This is a genomic window from Bacillus cereus group sp. BceL291 (assembly GCF_051776705.1).
In the GTDB taxonomy this organism is placed as follows: Bacteria; Bacillota; Bacilli; order Bacillales; family Bacillaceae_G; genus Bacillus_A; species Bacillus_A cereus.
In genome coordinates this window covers 1-19,433 of the sequence record NZ_JBPWAP010000062.1, presented here as the reverse complement: position 1 = coordinate 19,433, position 19,433 = coordinate 1, and the positions used below count along the sequence as shown (strand labels likewise).

The window sequence follows — 19,433 nt, the reverse complement described above, 5'->3', positions numbered from 1 at the left end:
GTAAATAACGATGGCGAATGCATATAAGCAAGCAGGAGTAGATATTGAAGCTGGATATGAAGCGGTATCTCGCATGAAAAAACACGTACAAACAACTATGAGAAAAGAAGTACTAGGCGGTTTAGGCGGTTTTGGAGGTATGTTTGATCTATCAAAATTTGCATTAGAAGAACCTGTATTAGTATCTGGAACAGATGGCGTGGGAACGAAATTGATGCTCGCTTTTATGGCAGATAAACATGACACAATTGGTATTGATGCAGTAGCAATGTGTGTAAATGATATTGTTGTCCAAGGAGCAGAGCCGCTTTTCTTCCTTGATTATATTGCTTGTGGTAAAGCTGAACCTAGTAAAATTGAAAACATCGTCAAAGGTATATCAGAGGGCTGCCGCCAAGCTGGTTGTGCATTAATCGGTGGAGAAACAGCTGAAATGCCAGGAATGTATTCTACGGAAGAATATGATTTAGCTGGTTTTACAGTTGGGATTGTTGATAAAAAGAAAATTGTAACAGGTGAAAAGATTGAAGCTGGTCACGTGCTAATTGGCTTAGCATCTAGCGGTATTCATAGCAATGGTTACTCTTTAGTACGAAAAGTGTTATTAGAAGATGGGGAACTATCTTTAGAGCGTATTTATGGCCGCTTAGAACTACCTCTTGGTGAAGAATTATTAAAACCAACGAAAATTTATGTCAAACCTATTTTAGAACTATTGAAGAAACATGAAGTATACGGTATGGCGCATATTACAGGTGGTGGATTTATTGAAAATATTCCACGCATGTTGCCAGAAGGAATCGGTGCTGAGATTGAACTAGGATCTTGGGAAATTCAGCCGATCTTTAGTTTGCTTCAAGAAGTTGGAAAACTGGAAGAGAAAGAAATGTTCAATATTTTTAACATGGGTATTGGTATGGTAGTAGCAGTGAAGGAAGAAGATGCAAAAGATGTTGTTCGTCTTCTTGAAGAGCAAGGAGAAATGGCTCGTATTATTGGACGTACTATACAAGGAGCTGGCGTTACTTTTAATGGGGGCACAGCACTATGAGTAGATTAGCAGTTTTTGCTTCTGGAAGTGGATCTAACTTTCAATCTCTCGTTAATGCGGTAGAAGAAAAAAGATTGGATGCAGAAATTAGTTTATTAGTATGTGATAAACCAGAAGCACGAGCTGTTGGACGGGCAAATTATCATCATATTCCGTGTTTTGCTTTTTCAGCGAAAGCATATGAGTCAAAAGAAGCGTTTGAAAAAGAGATATTAAAGAAGCTAGAAGAATATGAAATTGATTATGTTATTTTAGCTGGATATATGCGTTTAATCGGGCCGACGTTACTAGAAGCATACGGCGGGAAGATTATTAATATTCATCCATCATTACTACCGAGCTTTCCGGGTAAAGATGCTGTCGGTCAAGCGTTAGAAGCAGGTGTGAAAGTAACTGGAGTAACAATTCATTATGTAGATGCAGGTATGGATACAGGGCCAATTATTGCACAAGAAGCAGTGGTTGTTTCTGAAGGGGATACGAGAGAAAGCTTACAAAAGAAAATTCAACAAGTTGAACATAAATTATACGTAAATACAGTGAATCAAATTGTTCAGTCTGTGAAAGAATCAACTGTTAACTAACATACAACCAGGGGTGAAGGATAAATGAAAAAGCGTGCATTAGTAAGTGTTTCAGATAAAACAGGAGTAGTAGAATTTGTTAAAGGGTTACTAGAACAAGGGATTGAAGTTATTTCAACAGGTGGTACGAAAAAGTTACTAGAAGAAAATGGCTTACAAGTAATCGGCATTTCTGAAGTAACTGGTTTCCCTGAAATTATGGATGGCCGTGTGAAAACATTACATCCAAATATTCATGGTGGTCTATTAGCAGTTCGTGATAATGAAACACATGTAACACAAATGAATGAGTTAGGTATAGAGCCAATTGACTTTGTTGTTGTTAACTTATACCCATTTAAAGAAACAATCGCTAAGCCTGATGTAACATTTGCTGATGCAATTGAAAATATTGATATCGGTGGCCCGACAATGATTCGCTCTGCTGCGAAAAATCATAAATTCGTATCGGTAATTGTAGATCCAGTAGATTATGATATTGTGTTAGCAGAACTGAAAGAGAACGGTGAAGTAGCAGAGGAAACAAAACGTAAACTAGCAGCGAAAGTATTCCGTCATACAGCAGCGTATGATGCGTTAATTTCTAACTACTTAACAGAGCAAATGGGTGAAGAAAGTCCAGAAACATTAACTGTGACATTTGAGAAAAAGCAAGACTTACGCTATGGCGAGAACCCACATCAAAAAGCAACTTTCTATAAAGCGCCATTCGCAGCAACGTCTTCTGTTGCATACGCAGAACAATTACACGGTAAGGAATTATCGTATAACAATATTAATGATGCAGACGCAGCGCTTAGCATCGTAAAAGAATTTACAGAACCAGCAGTAGTAGCAGTAAAGCATATGAATCCATGTGGTGTTGGAGTAGGAACTAATATTCACGAAGCATATACTCGTGCTTATGAAGCAGATCCAGTATCAATCTTCGGCGGTATTATTGCAGCAAATCGTGAAATTGATAAAGCTACAGCAGAAAAGTTACATGAAATTTTCTTAGAAATTGTTATCGCACCTTCGTTCTCGCAAGAAGCTTTAGAAGTGTTGCAAAGTAAGAAGAACTTACGTTTATTAACTATAAATATTGAAAAAGCGACAAGTGCAAGCAAAAAACTAACTTCTGTACAAGGTGGACTTCTCGTTCAAGAGGAAGATACGTTATCATTAGATGAAAGTACAATTTCAATTCCAACGAAACGTGAACCTTCAGAGCAAGAATGGAAAGATTTAAAACTAGCTTGGAAAGTTGTAAAACATGTGAAATCAAACGCAATTGTTTTAGCGAAAGATGACATGACAATTGGTGTCGGTGCGGGACAGATGAACCGTGTAGGTTCTGCAAAAATCGCAATTACACAAGCTGGTGAAAAAGCACAAGGTAGCGCGCTTGCATCTGATGCTTTCTTCCCAATGCCAGATACATTAGAAGAAGCAGCAAAAGCAGGAATTACAGCAATCATTCAACCGGGCGGATCAATCCGTGATGAAGATTCTATTAAAGTGGCAGATACTTATGGGATTGCTATGGTGTTCACTGGCGTACGTCATTTCAAACACTAATAGAGGATGTTTAAAAAGTCTGGTCGAGATAACCTTTTATTGATATGAAAAAGCAAACTAGGAGCATAGCTTCTAGTTTGTACTTATTTAATTATTGGGGGATGAAATATGAATGTTTTAGTAATTGGCCGCGGTGGGCGTGAGCATGCTTTAGCTTGGAAGTTTGCACAATCTGAAAAAGTAGAAAAGGTATATGTAGCACCAGGTAATGAAGGTATGAGAGATGTTGCAACACCAGTTGATATTGATGAAAATGATTTTGATGCATTAGTTTTATTTGCAAAAGAGAATAATGTTGAGTTAACTTTCGTTGGACCAGAAATTCCGCTTATGAATGGAATTGTTGATCGTTTTAAAGAAGAGGGACTTCGCGTATTTGGTCCGAATAAAGCGGCTGCTGTTATTGAAGGTAGTAAAGCTTTTACAAAAGAGCTTATGAAAAAGTATGATATTCCAACTGCGGCGTACGAAACTTTTACAGATTATGAAGAAGCAGTACAGTACATTCAAAAAGTTGGTGCACCAATCGTTATTAAAGCTGACGGCCTAGCTGCTGGTAAAGGTGTAACGGTAGCGATGACGCTTGAAGAGGCATTACAAGCTGTGAAAGAAATGCTGCAAGATGTGAAATTTGGCGCGGCAAGTAAGAAGGTTGTTATTGAAGAGTTTTTAGATGGACAAGAATTTTCATTAATGGCATTCGTGAATGGAACAACTGTACATCCAATGATAATCGCCCAAGATCATAAAAGAGCTTTTGATGGTGATAAAGGTCCAAATACGGGTGGAATGGGTGCATATTCTCCAGTACCACAAATTCCAGAATCAGCAGTTCAAGAAGCGATTCAAACCGTATTGCATCCAACTGCTAAGGCGATGATTGAAGAAAACCGTTCGTTTACAGGTATTTTATACGCAGGTCTTATTTTAACAAATGATGGTCCGAAGGTAATTGAATTTAATGCACGCTTCGGTGATCCTGAAACAGAAGTTGTATTACCTCGATTAGAAAACGATTTAGTTGATGTATGTAACGCTGTATTAGATGAAAGTGAACTAACGTTACAATGGTCAGAAGAAGCGGTAATCGGTGTTGTACTTGCTTCTAAAGGATATCCAGAAGCATATAAAAAAGGTGATATTATTAGCGGAATAGATGCACTGCAAGATGTGATTGTTTTCCATGCAGGTACAGCAATGAAACATGGGGACTTTGTAACGAACGGTGGCCGTGTATTATTTGTTGCTTGTAAGGCAAATAGTTTACAAGAAGCAAAAGATAAAGTATATAAAGAAATCGGTAAAATTGAGAGTGATGGTCTATTTTATCGAAGTGATATAGGATATCGTGCAATTGGGCATGAGATGACGAAAAGTTAATATGTAAAAATCCCGCTGAGGAATCAGCGGGATTTTTTATGCATCTTTATCTTTTTTTAATTTCCCTTTTTGCTTTGCCATTTCTCGAAGTAAATACTCGATGTGTGCATTGACGCTACGAAATTCATCATTTGCCCATTTTTCGATGACTGCGTGTAATTCAGGATCAATACGTAATGGAAAGCTTTTCTTTTTAGCCATAATTACTTATAGCCCTTAGTATAGGCTTCCTGTATTAATAACTGGCTGCGCACCTTTATCTGAAACGATGGCAACTAATAAGTTGTTTACCATATTTGCTTTACGCTCGTCATCGAGTTCTAGTACGCCTTCTTCATCTAACATATGGATGGAATCTTTCGCCATCTTCACAGCACCTTCAACAATTTCTTTTCTAGCAGCTAATACTGCTTTTGCTTGCTGGCGTTGTAGCATTGCATGGGCAATTTCTGTTGCGTAAGCTAAGTGCGTTAAACGAGTTTCTAATACTTCTACACCAGCAATTTCAAGACGCGCCTCTAACTCACGTTTTAATTCTTCAGAGATTTCTTCAGTATTTCCGCGTAACGTAACGCAGGTTTCATCTTGGAAATTGTCATAAGGATATTTTGTTGCAACATGGCGGATTGCCGTTTCGCTTTGAATTTCTACAAATCGATCATAATGTTCAACACCAAACATTGCTTTTGCAGAATCAACAACTTTATATACGATAACAGCTGCAATTTCAATTGGATTTCCATCAACGTCATTTACTTTTAATTTTTTACTGTTAAAGTTTTCAACACGTAAAGATACAGTTTGACGGAATGCGAACGGAATCGTTAAAAATAAACCGTTTTGACGAATTGTTCCTAAATAATTACCGAAGAACGTAATAACCTTTGCTTGATTCGGTTGAACAATACCGATACCTGTAGCGAGAACTGCGGCTAATATAATAGTTAGTGCCGCTCCTATGAAAATTTCTTGTGCAAGGAAAAATACACCGATAGCAGCTAAAATCAAAATTCCAATAATACCGAGAAAACCATTTACATAAAATACTTGTTTTTCTTTCATATGATCGCCTCCTGATATAAAAATGATATCACTTTTATATCATTTTAAGCAAGAGGTATGCATCTAATTTTCTGAATTTTATTGGTTGATATCTTTTATATACATTTTAAGGTTCAAAAAGAGAATATACGTTCTGTTTTATGGTAAAATAAAGAAGACTTAACCGCCCACTGCAGCAGCTAAGTCCCTTTGAGAGCATCTTGCATCGTGACAAATGATTCAAAGCGGTTTTGCCAGGATTATATCTTCAATCGCTGACTCAATCTCTTTGTCAGAAGCGTCATAACTTCCTTTTGACTCTGGCTTGTCATGAGTGGAAGTTTGATTCACTTCTTCTTTAGCATGTCCTTTTTCACCAAAATTCATGCTAGGCATTTTAAATGCCCCCATATTCATGTATTTTCCGAATTTCCACATTTCAACAACAGGGCAGAAACGAACAATTCCTTCTGCAACTTTCATTGCACCAATCCATAGAAAAATGTTAGACCAAGTGCACCACGGCTTGCGTACAAGTTTAGTTGCACTACATCCGAAGAGGACGAGCCCAAGTGTAATTCGAATTAGAGCGTTTATTGTCCCGATATTTTGCTTCATTAGAAAAACACTCCTTTTTATGAAAGTTGAAATAGATAATACTATTTCTTTTATTAGTATCCCGTTTGATTTTTGGGATATGTAATCCAACATTTGACGTGGAAAAAGATGTTGGATTGTGCGTGTGTGTAAGTAACTTTTTTTGTTATAATGAAAGAATGCATAAAAGGAACTTCAAAATTAAATCCTCTAGTTTAAAAAATATGGAAGAGGTAATTCCAAACTTAATTCTCCGTTTTAAACAAATATTTAAGATGAAGTTAAAACAATAATGATGAAAATAAACTGTTATTTTGAACAGAAATATATATAACTAGAGAAAAGGAAGGGTGTTTTCATGTACGATATTTCCGGATGGAAACATGTATTTAAGCTTGATCCAAATAAGGAGTTAAGCGATGAACATTTAGAAATGATTTGTGAGTCTGGAACTGATGCGGTTATTGTAGGCGGAAGTGATGGAGTTACAATTGATAACGTATTACACATGCTAGTTAGCATTCGTAGATATGCAGTTCCTTGTGTATTAGAGGTTTCTGATGTAGAAGCAATTACACCAGGATTTGATTTTTATTACATCCCAAGTGTTTTAAATAGCCGAAAAGTAGAATGGGTAACAGGTGTTCATCATGAGGCATTGAAAGAATTTGGGGATATTATGGACTGGGACGAAATTTTTATGGAAGGGTATTGTGTTTTAAATCCAGAAGCGAAAGTAGCCCAGCTTACAGAAGCGAAATGTGATTTAACAGAAGATGACGTTATTGCATATGCTCGTTTAGCAGACAAGCTATTACGTTTACCGATATTTTATTTAGAATATAGCGGTACGTATGGAGATGTTGAACTTGTTAAAAATGTAAAAGCAGAATTGAAACAAGCTAAGTTATATTATGGCGGTGGTATTTCTAATGCAGAACAGGCGAAAGAAATGGCACAATATGCTGATACAGTAGTTGTTGGAAATATTATTTATGATGATATAAAATCGGCGTTAAAAACAGTTAAAGCAGTAAAAGGAGAGTAGGTGCAGGCGTATATGAGTATGACAGATAAGTTATTAAACGGTTTAAATCCACAGCAACAAAAAGCAGTACAAACAACGAATGGACCACTTCTATTAATGGCAGGTGCAGGTAGTGGTAAGACACGTGTGTTAACACATCGTATTGCGTATTTACTTGGTGAAAAAGGTGTAGCACCATGGAATGTACTAGCTATTACCTTCACAAATAAAGCAGCTCGTGAAATGCGTGAGCGTATTGATACACTTGTGGGACCAGAAGCAGAAGATATTTGGATTTCGACGTTCCACTCTATGTGTGTACGTATTTTACGACGCGATATCGATCGTATTGGTATTAATCGTAACTTTACAATCTTAGATTCAGGTGATCAGCTAACTGTAGTCAAAAAAATTATGAAAGAGCGCAATGTTGATCCGAAGAAATTTGAGCCGCGCTCTATTTTAGCGGGTATTAGTAATGCGAAAAATGAACTGTTATCTGCGGATAAATATGCAAAAAAAATTACAATGGCTGATCCATATGAAAAATTAACGAGCGATGTATACACAGAGTATCAAAAACGTCTTTTGAAAAATAATTCATTAGACTTTGATGATTTAATTATGACGACGATTCAGCTATTTGAACGTGTTCCAGAAGTATTAGAGTTTTATCAGCGTAAGTTCCAATATATTCATGTTGATGAGTATCAAGATACGAACAAAGCGCAATATCTTCTTGTTAAACATTTGGCAGCGCGTTTTAAAAATCTTTGTGTTGTGGGTGACTCTGACCAGTCTATTTATCGCTGGCGTGGTGCAGATATTTCTAACATTTTGTCATTCGAAAAAGACTATGAGAATGCACAAGTAATTCTGTTAGAACAAAACTATCGTTCGTCACAAAATATTTTAAATGCAGCGAATGCTGTTATTGAAAAAAATACGAATCGTAAGCCGAAGAAATTATGGACAGACAATCAAGTTGGAAGTAAAATCTCGTATTATCGTGCTGCAACTGAAAAGGACGAAGCGTATTTTGTTGCAAAAAAAATTCGTGACGATATTCAAATGGGGAAACGAAAATATACTGATTTTGCAGTGCTATATCGTACGAATGCTCAGTCTCGTATGGTCGAGGAGATTTTCCTTAAATCTAACATTCCGTATAAAATTGTCGGGGGTACGAAGTTCTACGATCGTAAAGAGATTAAAGATATTTTGGCGTACTTACGTTTAATCGGTAATCCAGATGATGAAATTAGTTTTGCACGTATTATAAATGTGCCAAAGCGTGGCATTGGTGCGACTTCTATCGATAAAATTATTAATTACGGTGTGCAAAATGGAATTTCATTAACTGCTGTATTTGATGAGATTGAGCATGTTGGAGTAAGTGCAAAAATTACAAAGGCAGTAAAAGAATTCGCGAATTTATTAAATAACTGGGTAAATATGCAAGAGTATTTATCTGTTACAGAATTAGTAGAAGAAGTTATTGAAAAAACAGGCTATCGCGATATGTTGAAAAATGAACGTTCTTTAGAAGCGGAAGGTCGTTTAGAAAACTTAGACGAGTTCTTATCTGTTACGCAAACATTTGAATCTCAAAGCGAAGATAAGAGCCTTGTTGCATTCTTAACAGATTTAGCACTTGTTGCTGATATTGATCGTGTAGATGAAGACCCAACTGCTGGTGAAGAAGTTATTTTAATGACGATGCACTCGGCGAAAGGATTAGAGTTCCCGGTTGTCTTTATTGTTGGCTTAGAGGAAGGGATATTCCCTCATACTCGTTCTCTTATGGAAGAGGATGAAATGCAAGAAGAACGTCGTCTTGCTTATGTAGGTATTACTCGTGCAGAAGAAGAGCTATATTTATCTAACGCGCAAATGCGTACATTATTTGGTAGAACAAGTATGAACGCTGCGTCTCGATTTATTACAGAAATCCCGACAGAACTAGTGGAATCATTAAATGAAACAGCGCCGAAGCGTGAAACATCGTTTGGTACAAAAGGCAGAACGGCAAGTAGCGGCAAAACGACAATCACAACAGCAACACGCTCTCGTTCAGCTTTCGCGCGCCCTGCAGCTAAGACGACAGGCGGCGAACAAATTGGCTGGGCAGTAGGAGATAAAGCTTCCCACCAAAAATGGGGGGTCGGTACAGTTGTAAGTGTAAAAGGTGAAGGTGATGCAAAAGAATTAGATATTGCGTTCCCAAGCCCAATTGGTGTTAAACGTTTGTTAGCAAAATTTGCGCCTGTGACGAAACAATAGGAAAGGAATGAGGATATGTCAAAAGAGATAGTAAAAAAACGTATAGAAGAATTACGTGACTTGTTAAATACATTTAACTATCAATATCACGTATTAGACAATCCTTCTGTTTCTGATGCGGAATATGACCGTAATATGCAGGAGCTTATAAAATTAGAAGCAGAGAACCCAGAGTTTATGAGTGAAGATTCTCCCTCCGTTCGCGTTGGGGGGACTGTTCTTGATATATTTGAAAAAGTAACACATAAGTCACCAATGTTAAGTTTAGGAAATGCATTTAACGAAGGAGATTTACGTGATTTCGACAGAAGAGTACGTCAAGGAATTGATGGTGCGAATGTAAGATATATATGTGAATTAAAAATTGACGGGCTTGCCGTTTCGCTTCATTATGAAAAAGGACGCTTCATTCAAGGGGCGACACGTGGTGATGGTGTAACAGGTGAAGATATTACTCAAAATTTAAAAACGATTAAAGCTATCCCACTTCGTTTAAATGAAGAAGTAACGTTAGAAGCAAGAGGCGAAGCTTATATGCCGAAGCGTTCATTCGTTAAACTAAATGAAGAAAAAGAGCAAAATGGAGAAGATGTATTTGCGAATCCGCGTAATGCAGCAGCAGGTTCAATACGTCAACTTGATCCGAAAATTGCAGCGAAGCGTAACTTATCTATGTTTGTGTATGGTCTTGCGAATGTAGAAGAAAAAACAATTTCATCACATAGTGAATCGCTGGATTTCTTAGGTGAACTTGGATTTAAGACAAATCCAAATCGCCGTACATGTGAAACAATTGAAGAAGTTATAGCTTATGTAGAAGAATGGCAAGAAAAACGTCCGCATCTTGATTATGAGATTGATGGAATCGTTATAAAAGTAGATGATGTTGCTCTTCAAGAAAGTCTAGGAACTACAGCGAAGAGTCCAAGGTGGGCGATTGCTTATAAATTTCCGGCTGAAGAAGTTGTAACGAGATTAACAGGCATTGAATTAAGTGTTGGCCGAACAGGGGTTGTAACACCGACTGCAGAACTAGAGCCAGTGAGAGTTGCTGGTACGATTGTTCGTCGTGCTTCTTTACATAACGAAGATTTAATTCGTGAAAAAGACATTCGAATTGGTGACTACGTTGTTGTGAAGAAGGCTGGAGATATTATTCCTGAAGTTGTGAACGTTATTTTTGATAAGCGTACTGGTGAGGAAGAAGAATACCGCATGCCAACTCATTGTCCAGCATGTGAGAGTGAACTTGTTCGTTTAGAAGAAGAAGTAGCACTTCGTTGTATAAATCCAACTTGTCCTGCTCAAATTCGAGAAGGGTTAATCCATTTCGTTTCAAGAAATGCAATGAATATTGATGGACTTGGAGAACGTGTCATTACACAACTCTTTGATGCTGATTACATTCGTACATTTGCTGATTTATATGCATTGACGAAAGAGCAATTATTACAGTTAGAACGTTTTGGTGAAAAATCAGCAACAAACTTAATACAAGCAATTGAAAATTCTAAAGAAAACTCGTTAGAGCGATTATTATTTGGTCTTGGAATTCGCCACGTTGGAGCGAAAGCAGCACGTACATTTGCAGAGCACTTTGAAACGATGGATGAGCTTGTAAAAGCAACGGAAGAAGAACTAAAAGCAATTAATGAAATTGGCGAAAAAATGGCTCAATCTGTTGTGACATATTTTGATAATGAAGATGTATTAGAGTTATTACAGCAGTTTAAAGAGTATGGCGTGAATATGACATACAAAGGTATAAAAATTGCAGATTTACAAAATGTTGAATCTTACTTCGCAGGAAAAACGGTTGTTTTAACAGGTAAGCTAGAAGTTATGGGACGAAGTGAAGCGAAGAAGAAAATTGAGGCATTAGGTGGAAAAGTAACAGGAAGTGTTAGTAAGAGTACGGATTTAGTTGTTGCAGGTGAAGCAGCTGGTTCGAAATTAGCACAAGCGGAGAAACATAATGTTGAGGTTTGGAATGAAGAGAGGTTCTTACAAGAGCTAAATAAGTAAGAGGTGCAAACTTACCATGAAAAAAATAGCATTAGCGGTATTAAGCCTTGGCCTACTTGTAAGTGGGTGTAGTGCAGGTGCCGACAAAGATGAAAAAGTGGCTGGGAAATCGGGGAAAGCAAAAGAACAATCAGTTGTTCCAAAATACGCTATTTCGGATGAATATTATAAGACGACTATTCCATTTGATGGTGGAAATGCACGTGGTTTAGTGGTGCAAGGGTTAAATAGTCGCCTTGATATAGATGAATTTGAAACAGGATTAATGCGAATTGCAAAAGAATCATTTAGTACGAAAGATAATTTTTTAAAAGGCGGAAAAGCTCTAGATACTCAAACTATACAGATGCTTGTTAAAAGAAAACGTACAGATGCTGAACAAAAGGAACTAGAGGACAAATTAAAAAAAGATGCAGTTAAATTTCCTAATATAGGATTAAATCCTGCATTAGGAACAGGATCCGAATCACTAGAAGTGAAAAATAAAAAAAATCCAATATATATTTCAAATATTTTAGAGCATGATTATTATGTGAAAAAAGGCGATAACGGCGAGGAACGTGTTGGTATGGTAGTTGGATTAGCGATGAATTCTGTTCAATATTTTAACGAAGAGCATGGTTACCCACGTGAAGCTGCAATCCCAGATGAAAAGATGTTAGCTGAAGGGAAAAAAATGGCGCAAGAAATTTTGAAAGTCATACATCAAAAAGAACCTGAAACAAAAAATATTCCGATAACATTTGCGATTTATCGCCAAGCTCCAAAGTCTTCGCTCGTGCCAGGTAATTTTGTTTCTTATGCAAATGTCGAAAAAGGTAGTGAAACGGTTGAAGATTGGAAACAAATTAATGAAAAATATTATTTGTTCCCATCAGAGCAAGCGAAAACAGATAATAAACGTGAAGATCTTGCAAGAGTATCCAACTTTAAGGCAAAACTAAGCGATTATTTCCAAGGCGACTATACAGCTGTTATTGGTACTGGTATGTATAGAGATGATGAATTAAGAGAAATGAAGCTTGATATTCCTGTCCAGTTTAATGGAAAAGCGGAAATAGTTGGTTTTACACAATATGTGGCAGGGCTTGTTATGGAATACTTCCCGAATTATATGAAAGTACAAGTAACGATTAAATCTGTAGAACGCCCAGAAGCTATTATTATACGTGAAGCAAAACAAGATGAACCACTTGTGAAAATTTTAGATTAAATATGAAGGCTGTTCCTCTATGGAACAGCTTTTTTTCTTATATAATTTTGTTATAATTTAAAATGTTGTAAAAAATAGGGGTAAGGGGTAAAGCTCATGGAAGAATTAAGTTTTCAAGTCATTATTTTATTAATTGCATTCGGTTTTTTAGCAGCTTTTATTGATTCCGTTGTTGGAGGAGGAGGGTTAATTTCGCTTCCTGCACTTATGTTTGTTGGCCTATCGCCAGCTTCGGCAATTGCAACGAATAAATTAGCGGCAACAATGGGGACGTTTACGAGTGCGATGTATTTCATTCGATCAGGAAAAGTTGATTTTAAAATTGTAGGAAAGTTAATCCCGTTAACTATTGTTGGAGCTGTTGCAGGTGCTTTAGTAGTAAAATTTATTCCATCGGATATTTTACGCCCATTAGTACTTGTAATGTTGGTATTTATTGCTATTTATATTATTGCAAAAAAGAATTGGGGAAGTGTGTCTACCTATAAGAAGATGACGCAAAGAAAAACATTAATATTTTTCTTTGCTATTTTAATGATAGGATTTTATGATGGTTTTTTTGGACCAGGGACAGGGTCGTTTTTAATTTTTGCATTTTTATTAATTGGCTTGGATTTTATTCAAGCGGCAGCATCTGGAAAACTTTTGAACTTTGTTAGTAATATTGTATCTTTAATTACTTTTTTATTCTTAGACATAATTCATTTTGAATACGGTATTATCATGGGATTATCAATGATCTTAGGTGCTTATTTTGGATCGAAGTTTGCGGTTCAAAAAGGTGTTGGATATGTAAGGACTTTATTTTTATTAGTTACTATATTATTGATCGGGAAAAATGTTTTGGAATATACTCATATTTTGTAGATTCATACGCATGTATGAATCTCTTTTTTTTATTATATTTTAAAAATTTATTAATTTTTAAAATATAAGTCTAGGAATATTTGAATAAATCTAAATTATCGTGTAGAATAATGTTGTAAAATGTAAACGTTTTTCTAAGGGGAGGCTAAAAAAAATGGTAGTAGCATACAAACATGAGCCATTTACAGATTTTTCAGTGGAGGCTAACAAATTAGCGTTTGAAGAAGGTTTAAAGAAAGTAGAATCTTATCTTGGACAAGACTATCCATTAATTATTGGGGGAGAAAAAATCACTACAGAAGACAAAATTGTTTCTGTAAACCCTGCAAATAAAGAGGAACTTGTTGGTCGTGTTTCAAAAGCAAGCCGTGAGTTAGCTGAAAAAGCAATGCAAGTAGCGGATGAAACATTCCAAACTTGGAGAAAATCAAAGCCAGAAATGCGTGCAGACATTTTATTCCGTGCTGCAGCAATCGTTCGTCGCAGAAAACATGAATTCTCTGCTATTCTTGTAAAAGAAGCAGGTAAGCCATGGAATGAGGCAGATGCTGATACAGCAGAAGCAATCGACTTTATGGAATATTATGGTCGTCAAATGTTAAAATTAAAAGACGGTATTCCAGTAGAAAGCCGTCCAATTGAATATAATCGTTTCTCTTACATTCCATTAGGAGTAGGTGTTATCATTTCTCCTTGGAACTTCCCATTCGCAATTATGGCAGGTATGACAACAGCTGCTTTAGTTTCTGGTAACACAGTATTACTAAAACCAGCTAGTACAACTCCTATAGTAGCAGCGAAATTTATGGAAGTATTAGAAGAAGCTGGCTTACCAGCTGGCGTAGTAAACTTCGTTCCAGGTAACGGTTCTGAAGTTGGTGACTACTTAGTAGATCATCCTCGTACACGTTTCGTAAGCTTCACGGGATCTCGTGATGTAGGTATCCGCATCTATGAGCGTGCAGCGAAAGTAAACCCAGGACAAATTTGGTTAAAACGCGTTATCGCTGAAATGGGCGGTAAAGACACAATCGTTGTTGATAAAGAAGCAGATCTTGAATTAGCAGCTAAGTCTATCGTTGCATCAGCATTCGGATTCTCAGGACAAAAATGTTCTGCATGTTCTCGTGCAGTAATCCATGAAGATGTATACGATCACGTATTAAATCGTGCTGTTGAATTAACAAAAGAATTAACAGTTGCTAACCCAGCAGTATTAGGTACAAACATGGGTCCTGTTAATGACCAAGCTGCATTTGATAAAGTAATGAGCTATGTTGCAATTGGTAAAGAAGAAGGTAGAATCTTAGCAGGTGGCGAAGGAGACGATTCTAAAGGCTGGTTCATCCAACCAACAATCGTTGCTGACGTTGCAGAAGATGCTCGCTTAATGAAAGAAGAAATCTTCGGACCAGTAGTAGCATTCTGTAAAGCGAAAGGCTTCGATCATGCAATTGCAATTGCAAACAATACGGAATACGGTTTAACAGGTGCTGTTATTACTAACAACCGTGACCATATTGAAAAAGCACGCGAAGACTTCCACGTTGGTAACTTATACTTCAACCGTGGATGTACTGGTGCAATCGTAGGTTACCAGCCATTCGGTGGCTTTAACATGTCTGGTACAGACTCTAAAGCTGGTGGACCTGATTATTTAGCACTTCACATGCAAGCAAAAACTACTTCTGAAACTTTATAAGAAATAGTAGAGGAGCTCTTCACAGAATGTGAAGAGCTCCTTTTAAAATTGAAACCCCATATATTACCGTCGTTCGAAGAGAATGAGCTAAAACCTATTAATAGCGGGATAAACATGTAAACAGAAATAAAATAATGAGAAAAGTTGACTTATTAGTCATATTTTTTAGTATTCATTTTGAGAATTTCCTGTATAATACAATTTGAAAGAAAATCTATGGTTCGACAAGGAACACTCCTTTCGGTTTTGCTCACTGAAAGGAGTGTTTTTTTATGTAGCTAAAAATTCTTGCGTGCTTATTACATTTGCATATACGCCATTTAAACTAGCTAAAATTGTATTGTGAATATAAACAGCTGGTATAGTAGCGTTCTTAAAAGAAAGGTCTTTTGTAGCACAAGCGTCATGTATAACGGTACATTGAAAGCCAAAATCGAATGCAGCCCTTACTGTTGCATCGATACACATATGAGTCATCATCCCGCATACAACGACATGTTCAATATTAAAACGTTTTAATTGCTCTAGAAGATTAGTTTCTCGGAAGCTATTTGGATAATGTTTGACTATAACTGTTTCTTCTCTAAGTGGACGTACGCTTTCGTGAATATGTACACCTTCTGTATTAGGTAGGAAAAAAGTAGCGTCATCTTTTATAGCTACGTGTTGGATATGAAAAATAGGTTCGCTGTTTGTTCTAAATTGTTGTAATAACTGATTAGCATATTCGCTTGCTTCTACTGGATTACGCAATTCCATCTTTCCATTTGGAAAATAATCGTTTTGAATATCGACGAGTAAAAGAGCTGTTTTCATATATTTATCTTCCTCCGAGTTTCATATTCAAATAAATTTATTCAATTCGTAGAGAGGATTCTCCTGTTTAAAAATATGAGGAAGAAGAATTTTAAATAACCTTGAAAGTTACTATTTTTCAGATGAATATTCATCTGAAAATTTTAATAAAGGAATAATTAATATTTTTCTAAAAAATGTATTGACTCTTATTATTCTGAGTTCTATAATGAGAATTAATTAAACGACAATTAAATCGATACATTCTTATCCAGAGAGGTGGAGGGACTGGCCCTACGATACCTCAGCAACGGGTTTTTTAATACCGTGCTAACTCCAGCAAGCCATATAAAGGCTTGGAAGATGAGAAGATGTGAACGAGTACATATAAGTGCTCTCCTTCTTATCTTTATGGTTGATAAGAAGGAGGGCACTTTTTATTTTACCTCGAAAGCTCTGCTTCAAGTTTTTACAGCATATAGGAGGGAAAAAAATGATTTCTTTTACCAATGTAAGTAAAGTGTATGAATCAGCTGGCCAATCTGTTCATGCGGTGGAGGATGTAACATTATCAGTTGAGAAAGGCGAAATTTTTGGCATTATCGGTTTTAGTGGCGCTGGAAAGAGTACGTTATTACGCTTAGTAAATATGTTAGAGAGACCGACGGCAGGAACGATTTCAATAGATGATAAAGATATTACATCATTATCGACGAAAGAATTGCGTAAACTAAGACAAAGAATCGGAATGATTTTTCAAAGTTTTAATTTATTTAATTCAAGAACAGTATTTGGAAATATTGCTTATCCATTAAAGTTAGCGAAAGTACCAAAGAATGAGATAAAAGAAAGAGTAAATGAACTGCTGAAGTTTGTAGGGTTAGAAGATAAAGCAAACTATTATCCAGAGCAGCTATCAGGTGGGCAAAAGCAGCGTGTGGGCATTGCTAGAGCACTTGCGACATCGCCAGATATTCTTATATGTGATGAGGCAACATCAGCCTTAGATCCAGAAACGACGACAGAAATTCTAAACTTATTAAAGAAAGTAAATCGAGAATACAATTTAACAATTCTTCTTATTACACATGAAATGCATGTTGTGAAAGAAATTTGTCACCGTGTAGCTGTAATGGAGAAGGGGAAAGTTATTGAAGAAGGAAAACTGTTTGATGTTTTCACGCAACCAAAAACAAAGACGACTCAAAACTTTGTACGTTCTGTCATTAATGATCATTTACCGGAAAGTGTTCTAGCGAAAATTCAAAATGGTGGTCAAATTTATCGTCTAACATTTACTGGTGAGGAGACAGGACAGCCGGTACTATCATATATCGCAAAAAACTATAACGTCGATGTAAATGTACTGTACGGAAATATTATTGAACTTCAAAATGTGCTATTTGGAAATCTTCTTGTAGAGTTGCAAGGTGAGCAGAGGGAAATTCAAAAAGCATTACAACATCTAAGACTGCAAGTGCAGCTGAAGGAGGTAGAAGCTCATGCGAGTTGATTGGAGTATATTTTGGCCGCGCATACTAGATGCGACGGGGGATACCCTCTTAATGGTAATTGTAACCCTTATATTCGCTACAATTCTGGGTATACCTCTAGGTTTACTTTTATATGTAACGAGAAAAGGAAACTTTTTAGAAAATAAATGGGTCTTTTCTATTCTTAACATCATAATTAATACAATTCGTCCGGTACCATTCATTATCTTTTTAGTAGCCTTAAGTCCACTAACAAGAAGTGTTATCGGAACGACGATTGGAACAGCAGCGGCAATTTTCCCGATGACGTTAGTCGCATCAATTGGTATTGCTAGAATGGTTGAAACAAACCTTGTTTCCGTTCCGAAAGGAGTAATTGAAGCAGCGCAAGCAATGGGCGCCTCACCAATTAGAATTGTTTTTGAAATCCTTGTACCAGAAGCGTTAGCACCATTAATCTTAGGTGTCACATTTATGACAGTTGGTTTAATTGAATTCTCTGCAGTTGCTGGGCTTGTCGGTGGTGGCGGTCTTGGTGACTTGGCAATGACATATGGTTATCAACGTTTTGATACATCAGTTATGTTCGTAACGGTCGTGTTACTTATCATTCTCGTACAGATAGCTCAAAATTTAGGAAACTACTTTGCGAAAGTCTTGTTACGCAGATCATAAAAAGGAAGAGAGGAAAAGAAAATGAAGAAAATTTTAGCATTTGCATTATCAGCGATTGTAGGAGTCTCAGCATTAAGCGGCTGCTCAAGTGGAGACACGGGTGCAGGAGCGAAAGAAAAAGTAGTTCGCGTCGGTGTAACTGGAACGGATGGAGACGCTTGGGAAATTTTGAAGAAAAAAGCTGAAAAAGAAGGGATTAAGATTAAACTGGTCGAGTTCTCTGATTACACAACGCCAAATAAAGCGTTAGCTGATGGAGATATTGAATTAAACTCATTCCAGCATATTGCTTTCTTAGAGCAATTTAAAAAAGAGCATAAGTTAGATATTACAGCTGTTGGTACAACGCAAATTGCGCCAATGGGTTTATACTCTGAAAAATATAAGAAAGCAAATGAAATCCCAGATGGTTCAGAAATTGCAATTCCAAACGATCCAACGAACCAAGCACGGGCATTAAAACTTCTTGATGCAGCTGGATTATTAAAGCTTAAAAAAGACTTTGGTCTATTTGGAGATCCAAGTGGTATTGCTGAAAATCCGAAGAAATTAAAAATTACACCGGTTATCGCACAGCAAACACCTCGTGTGTTAAAAGATGTAGCGGCATCAGTTATTAATAACGGTGTTGCTGGTCAAGCTGGATTAGATCCAGCGAAGGATCCTATTTTCTTAGAAGATCCAAAGAATGAAAATGCAAAGCCATATATTAATATTTTTGCAGCTCGTAAGAAAGATAAAGATGATCCAACATTGAAAAAAGTAATTGAACTATATCATTCAAAAGAAGTAACAGACGCAATTAAGAAAGAAACAAATGATGGTTCCATTTCAGTAGATCTTTCACTTGATGAGCTTGAAAAAATCGTAAAATAATCATTGGGTTTAATGGACTAACAGAAGGAACCCCTCCGCTGTTAGTTCGTTCAACATATAAACTTAACAAACAAACCCTAATTCTGTACCTTCCAATTTTGTATAACATAGAATCCAATGTTTGTTAAGTAGAGTGATAGACCAGGAATTTTCCTGGTCTTTTTTCTTACGATTAGTCAACCTATATTTTTAGATTTTTAATCGACTAGATATTAAAAAATACAGGTATTTATTCTCATGCATACCAAATACCCCTAATATGGA

The 19,433-nt window shown here is 36.5% G+C and carries 16 protein-coding genes, 1 pseudogene and 1 riboswitch; of the genes and pseudogenes, 13 read left to right on the top strand and 4 right to left on the bottom strand.

Annotation, left to right across the window (positions count from 1 at the left end):
• The first annotated feature begins 10 nt into the window (after window positions 1-10).
• The 4 genes from purM to purD all read left to right on the top strand — a co-directional run bounded on the left by purM (window position 11) and on the right by purD (window position 4,575).
• Window positions 11-1,051 carry a phosphoribosylformylglycinamidine cyclo-ligase gene (gene purM, locus ACS2CR_RS26940; protein ID WP_001262439.1) on the top strand — a complete coding sequence of 347 codons (1,041 nt, stop codon included), beginning with the start codon at window positions 11-13 and terminating at the stop codon, window positions 1,049-1,051.
• Complete coding sequence (gene purN, locus ACS2CR_RS26935; protein WP_000088589.1) at window positions 1,048-1,635, top strand: phosphoribosylglycinamide formyltransferase; 588 nt, start codon at window positions 1,048-1,050, stop codon at window positions 1,633-1,635. Before purM ends, purN begins: the two co-directional genes overlap by 4 nt.
• A gap of 24 nt (window positions 1,636-1,659) precedes the next feature.
• A complete protein-coding gene (gene purH, locus ACS2CR_RS26930; protein WP_000745434.1) occupies window positions 1,660-3,195 on the top strand; it encodes a bifunctional phosphoribosylaminoimidazolecarboxamide formyltransferase/IMP cyclohydrolase in 1,536 nt (511 codons plus the stop codon).
• A gap of 108 nt (window positions 3,196-3,303) precedes the next feature.
• Window positions 3,304-4,575, top strand: a complete 1,272-nt coding sequence (gene purD / locus ACS2CR_RS26925; protein ID WP_153602755.1) for a phosphoribosylamine--glycine ligase — start codon at window positions 3,304-3,306, stop codon at window positions 4,573-4,575.
• A 36-nt stretch (window positions 4,576-4,611) separates the two neighbouring features.
• Here the strand turns inward: purD and ACS2CR_RS26920 are convergent, their stop codons facing one another.
• The 3 genes from ACS2CR_RS26920 to ACS2CR_RS26910 all read right to left on the bottom strand — a co-directional run bounded on the left by ACS2CR_RS26920 (window position 4,612) and on the right by ACS2CR_RS26910 (window position 6,234).
• Entirely contained in the window at window positions 4,612-4,776 is a 165-nt protein-coding gene (locus ACS2CR_RS26920; protein WP_001085171.1) for a toxin-antitoxin system HicB family antitoxin, read from the bottom strand.
• Window positions 4,777-4,791: 15 nt separating this feature from the next.
• On the bottom strand, window positions 4,792-5,637 hold the full coding sequence (locus ACS2CR_RS26915) for an SPFH domain-containing protein (protein ID WP_000660669.1): 846 nt from the start codon (window positions 5,635-5,637) through the stop codon (window positions 4,792-4,794).
• A gap of 219 nt (window positions 5,638-5,856) precedes the next feature.
• Window positions 5,857-6,234, bottom strand: a complete 378-nt coding sequence (locus ACS2CR_RS26910) for a YgaP family membrane protein (protein WP_000812348.1) — start codon at window positions 6,232-6,234, stop codon at window positions 5,857-5,859.
• A 337-nt stretch (window positions 6,235-6,571) separates the two neighbouring features.
• On the opposite strand from ACS2CR_RS26910, the gene ACS2CR_RS26905 reads away from it, so the two are divergent.
• The 6 genes from ACS2CR_RS26905 (at window position 6,572) to pruA (ending at window position 15,330) form a co-directional block, all read left to right on the top strand.
• Complete coding sequence (locus ACS2CR_RS26905; protein ID WP_000272102.1) at window positions 6,572-7,261, top strand: heptaprenylglyceryl phosphate synthase; 690 nt, start codon at window positions 6,572-6,574, stop codon at window positions 7,259-7,261.
• 12 nt (window positions 7,262-7,273) lie between these two features.
• Window positions 7,274-9,523, top strand: coding sequence for a DNA helicase PcrA (gene pcrA, locus ACS2CR_RS26900; RefSeq protein ID WP_002100669.1), 2,250 nt, complete (start codon window positions 7,274-7,276; stop codon window positions 9,521-9,523).
• 15 nt (window positions 9,524-9,538) lie between these two features.
• Window positions 9,539-11,548 (top strand): NAD-dependent DNA ligase LigA, encoded by a 2,010-nt coding sequence (gene ligA, locus ACS2CR_RS26895; protein ID WP_000031613.1) that lies wholly within the window; start codon window positions 9,539-9,541, stop codon window positions 11,546-11,548.
• A gap of 16 nt (window positions 11,549-11,564) precedes the next feature.
• The gene (locus ACS2CR_RS26890) at window positions 11,565-12,761 is read left to right on the top strand and encodes a CamS family sex pheromone protein (protein WP_053513262.1); all 1,197 of its coding nucleotides are present in this window, start codon (window positions 11,565-11,567) and stop codon (window positions 12,759-12,761) included.
• A 96-nt stretch (window positions 12,762-12,857) separates the two neighbouring features.
• A complete protein-coding gene (locus tag ACS2CR_RS26885) occupies window positions 12,858-13,628 on the top strand; it encodes a TSUP family transporter (RefSeq protein WP_000391975.1) in 771 nt (256 codons plus the stop codon).
• 154 nt (window positions 13,629-13,782) lie between these two features.
• Window positions 13,783-15,330 (top strand): L-glutamate gamma-semialdehyde dehydrogenase, encoded by a 1,548-nt coding sequence (gene pruA, locus ACS2CR_RS26880; protein WP_153602754.1) that lies wholly within the window; start codon window positions 13,783-13,785, stop codon window positions 15,328-15,330.
• Between the two features lie 250 nt (window positions 15,331-15,580).
• Here the strand turns inward: pruA and ACS2CR_RS26875 are convergent.
• Window positions 15,581-16,146, bottom strand: a pseudogene (locus tag ACS2CR_RS26875) (cysteine hydrolase family protein).
• 243 nt (window positions 16,147-16,389) lie between these two features.
• Window positions 16,390-16,495, top strand: a riboswitch (SAM riboswitch).
• A 123-nt stretch (window positions 16,496-16,618) separates the two neighbouring features.
• Between ACS2CR_RS26875 and ACS2CR_RS26870 the strand changes: the two are divergent.
• Genes ACS2CR_RS26870 through ACS2CR_RS26860 form a run of 3 tightly spaced genes read left to right on the top strand, consistent with a single transcriptional unit; the run spans window position 16,619 to window position 19,169 of the window.
• Window positions 16,619-17,638 (top strand): methionine ABC transporter ATP-binding protein, encoded by a 1,020-nt coding sequence (locus tag ACS2CR_RS26870; RefSeq protein ID WP_000623013.1) that lies wholly within the window; start codon window positions 16,619-16,621, stop codon window positions 17,636-17,638.
• On the top strand, window positions 17,628-18,293 hold the full coding sequence (locus ACS2CR_RS26865; RefSeq protein WP_001261865.1) for a methionine ABC transporter permease: 666 nt from the start codon (window positions 17,628-17,630) through the stop codon (window positions 18,291-18,293). Before ACS2CR_RS26870 ends, ACS2CR_RS26865 begins: the two co-directional genes overlap by 11 nt.
• 21 nt (window positions 18,294-18,314) lie before the next feature.
• Window positions 18,315-19,169: a MetQ/NlpA family ABC transporter substrate-binding protein gene (locus ACS2CR_RS26860; protein WP_000721594.1), complete on the top strand. Its 855-nt coding sequence runs from the start codon at window positions 18,315-18,317 to the stop codon at window positions 19,167-19,169.
• The last annotated feature ends 264 nt before the right edge of the window (window positions 19,170-19,433 follow it).

Bases quoted from the DNA above. Each gene is read 5' to 3' on its own strand.
- ACS2CR_RS26860 (WP_000721594.1), top strand. From the start codon at position 18,315: ATGAAGAAAATTTTAGCATTTGCATTATCAGCGATTGTAGGAGTCTCA.
- ACS2CR_RS26905 (WP_000272102.1), top strand. From the start codon at position 6,572: ATGTACGATATTTCCGGATGGAAACATGTATTTAAGCTTGATCCAAAT.
- purN (WP_000088589.1), top strand. From the start codon at position 1,048: ATGAGTAGATTAGCAGTTTTTGCTTCTGGAAGTGGATCTAACTTTCAA.
- purH (WP_000745434.1), top strand. From the start codon at position 1,660: ATGAAAAAGCGTGCATTAGTAAGTGTTTCAGATAAAACAGGAGTAGTA.
- ACS2CR_RS26870 (WP_000623013.1), top strand. From the start codon at position 16,619: ATGATTTCTTTTACCAATGTAAGTAAAGTGTATGAATCAGCTGGCCAA.
- purD (WP_153602755.1), top strand. From the start codon at position 3,304: ATGAATGTTTTAGTAATTGGCCGCGGTGGGCGTGAGCATGCTTTAGCT.
- ligA (WP_000031613.1), top strand. From the start codon at position 9,539: ATGTCAAAAGAGATAGTAAAAAAACGTATAGAAGAATTACGTGACTTG.
- purM (WP_001262439.1), top strand. From the start codon at position 11: ATGGCGAATGCATATAAGCAAGCAGGAGTAGATATTGAAGCTGGATAT.
- ACS2CR_RS26885 (WP_000391975.1), top strand. From the start codon at position 12,858: ATGGAAGAATTAAGTTTTCAAGTCATTATTTTATTAATTGCATTCGGT.
- ACS2CR_RS26865 (WP_001261865.1), top strand. From the start codon at position 17,628: ATGCGAGTTGATTGGAGTATATTTTGGCCGCGCATACTAGATGCGACG.
- pcrA (WP_002100669.1), top strand. From the start codon at position 7,274: ATGAGTATGACAGATAAGTTATTAAACGGTTTAAATCCACAGCAACAA.
- ACS2CR_RS26920 (WP_001085171.1), bottom strand. From the start codon at position 4,776: ATGGCTAAAAAGAAAAGCTTTCCATTACGTATTGATCCTGAATTACAC.
- ACS2CR_RS26890 (WP_053513262.1), top strand. From the start codon at position 11,565: ATGAAAAAAATAGCATTAGCGGTATTAAGCCTTGGCCTACTTGTAAGT.
- ACS2CR_RS26915 (WP_000660669.1), bottom strand. From the start codon at position 5,637: ATGAAAGAAAAACAAGTATTTTATGTAAATGGTTTTCTCGGTATTATT.
- ACS2CR_RS26910 (WP_000812348.1), bottom strand. From the start codon at position 6,234: ATGAAGCAAAATATCGGGACAATAAACGCTCTAATTCGAATTACACTT.
- pruA (WP_153602754.1), top strand. From the start codon at position 13,783: ATGGTAGTAGCATACAAACATGAGCCATTTACAGATTTTTCAGTGGAG.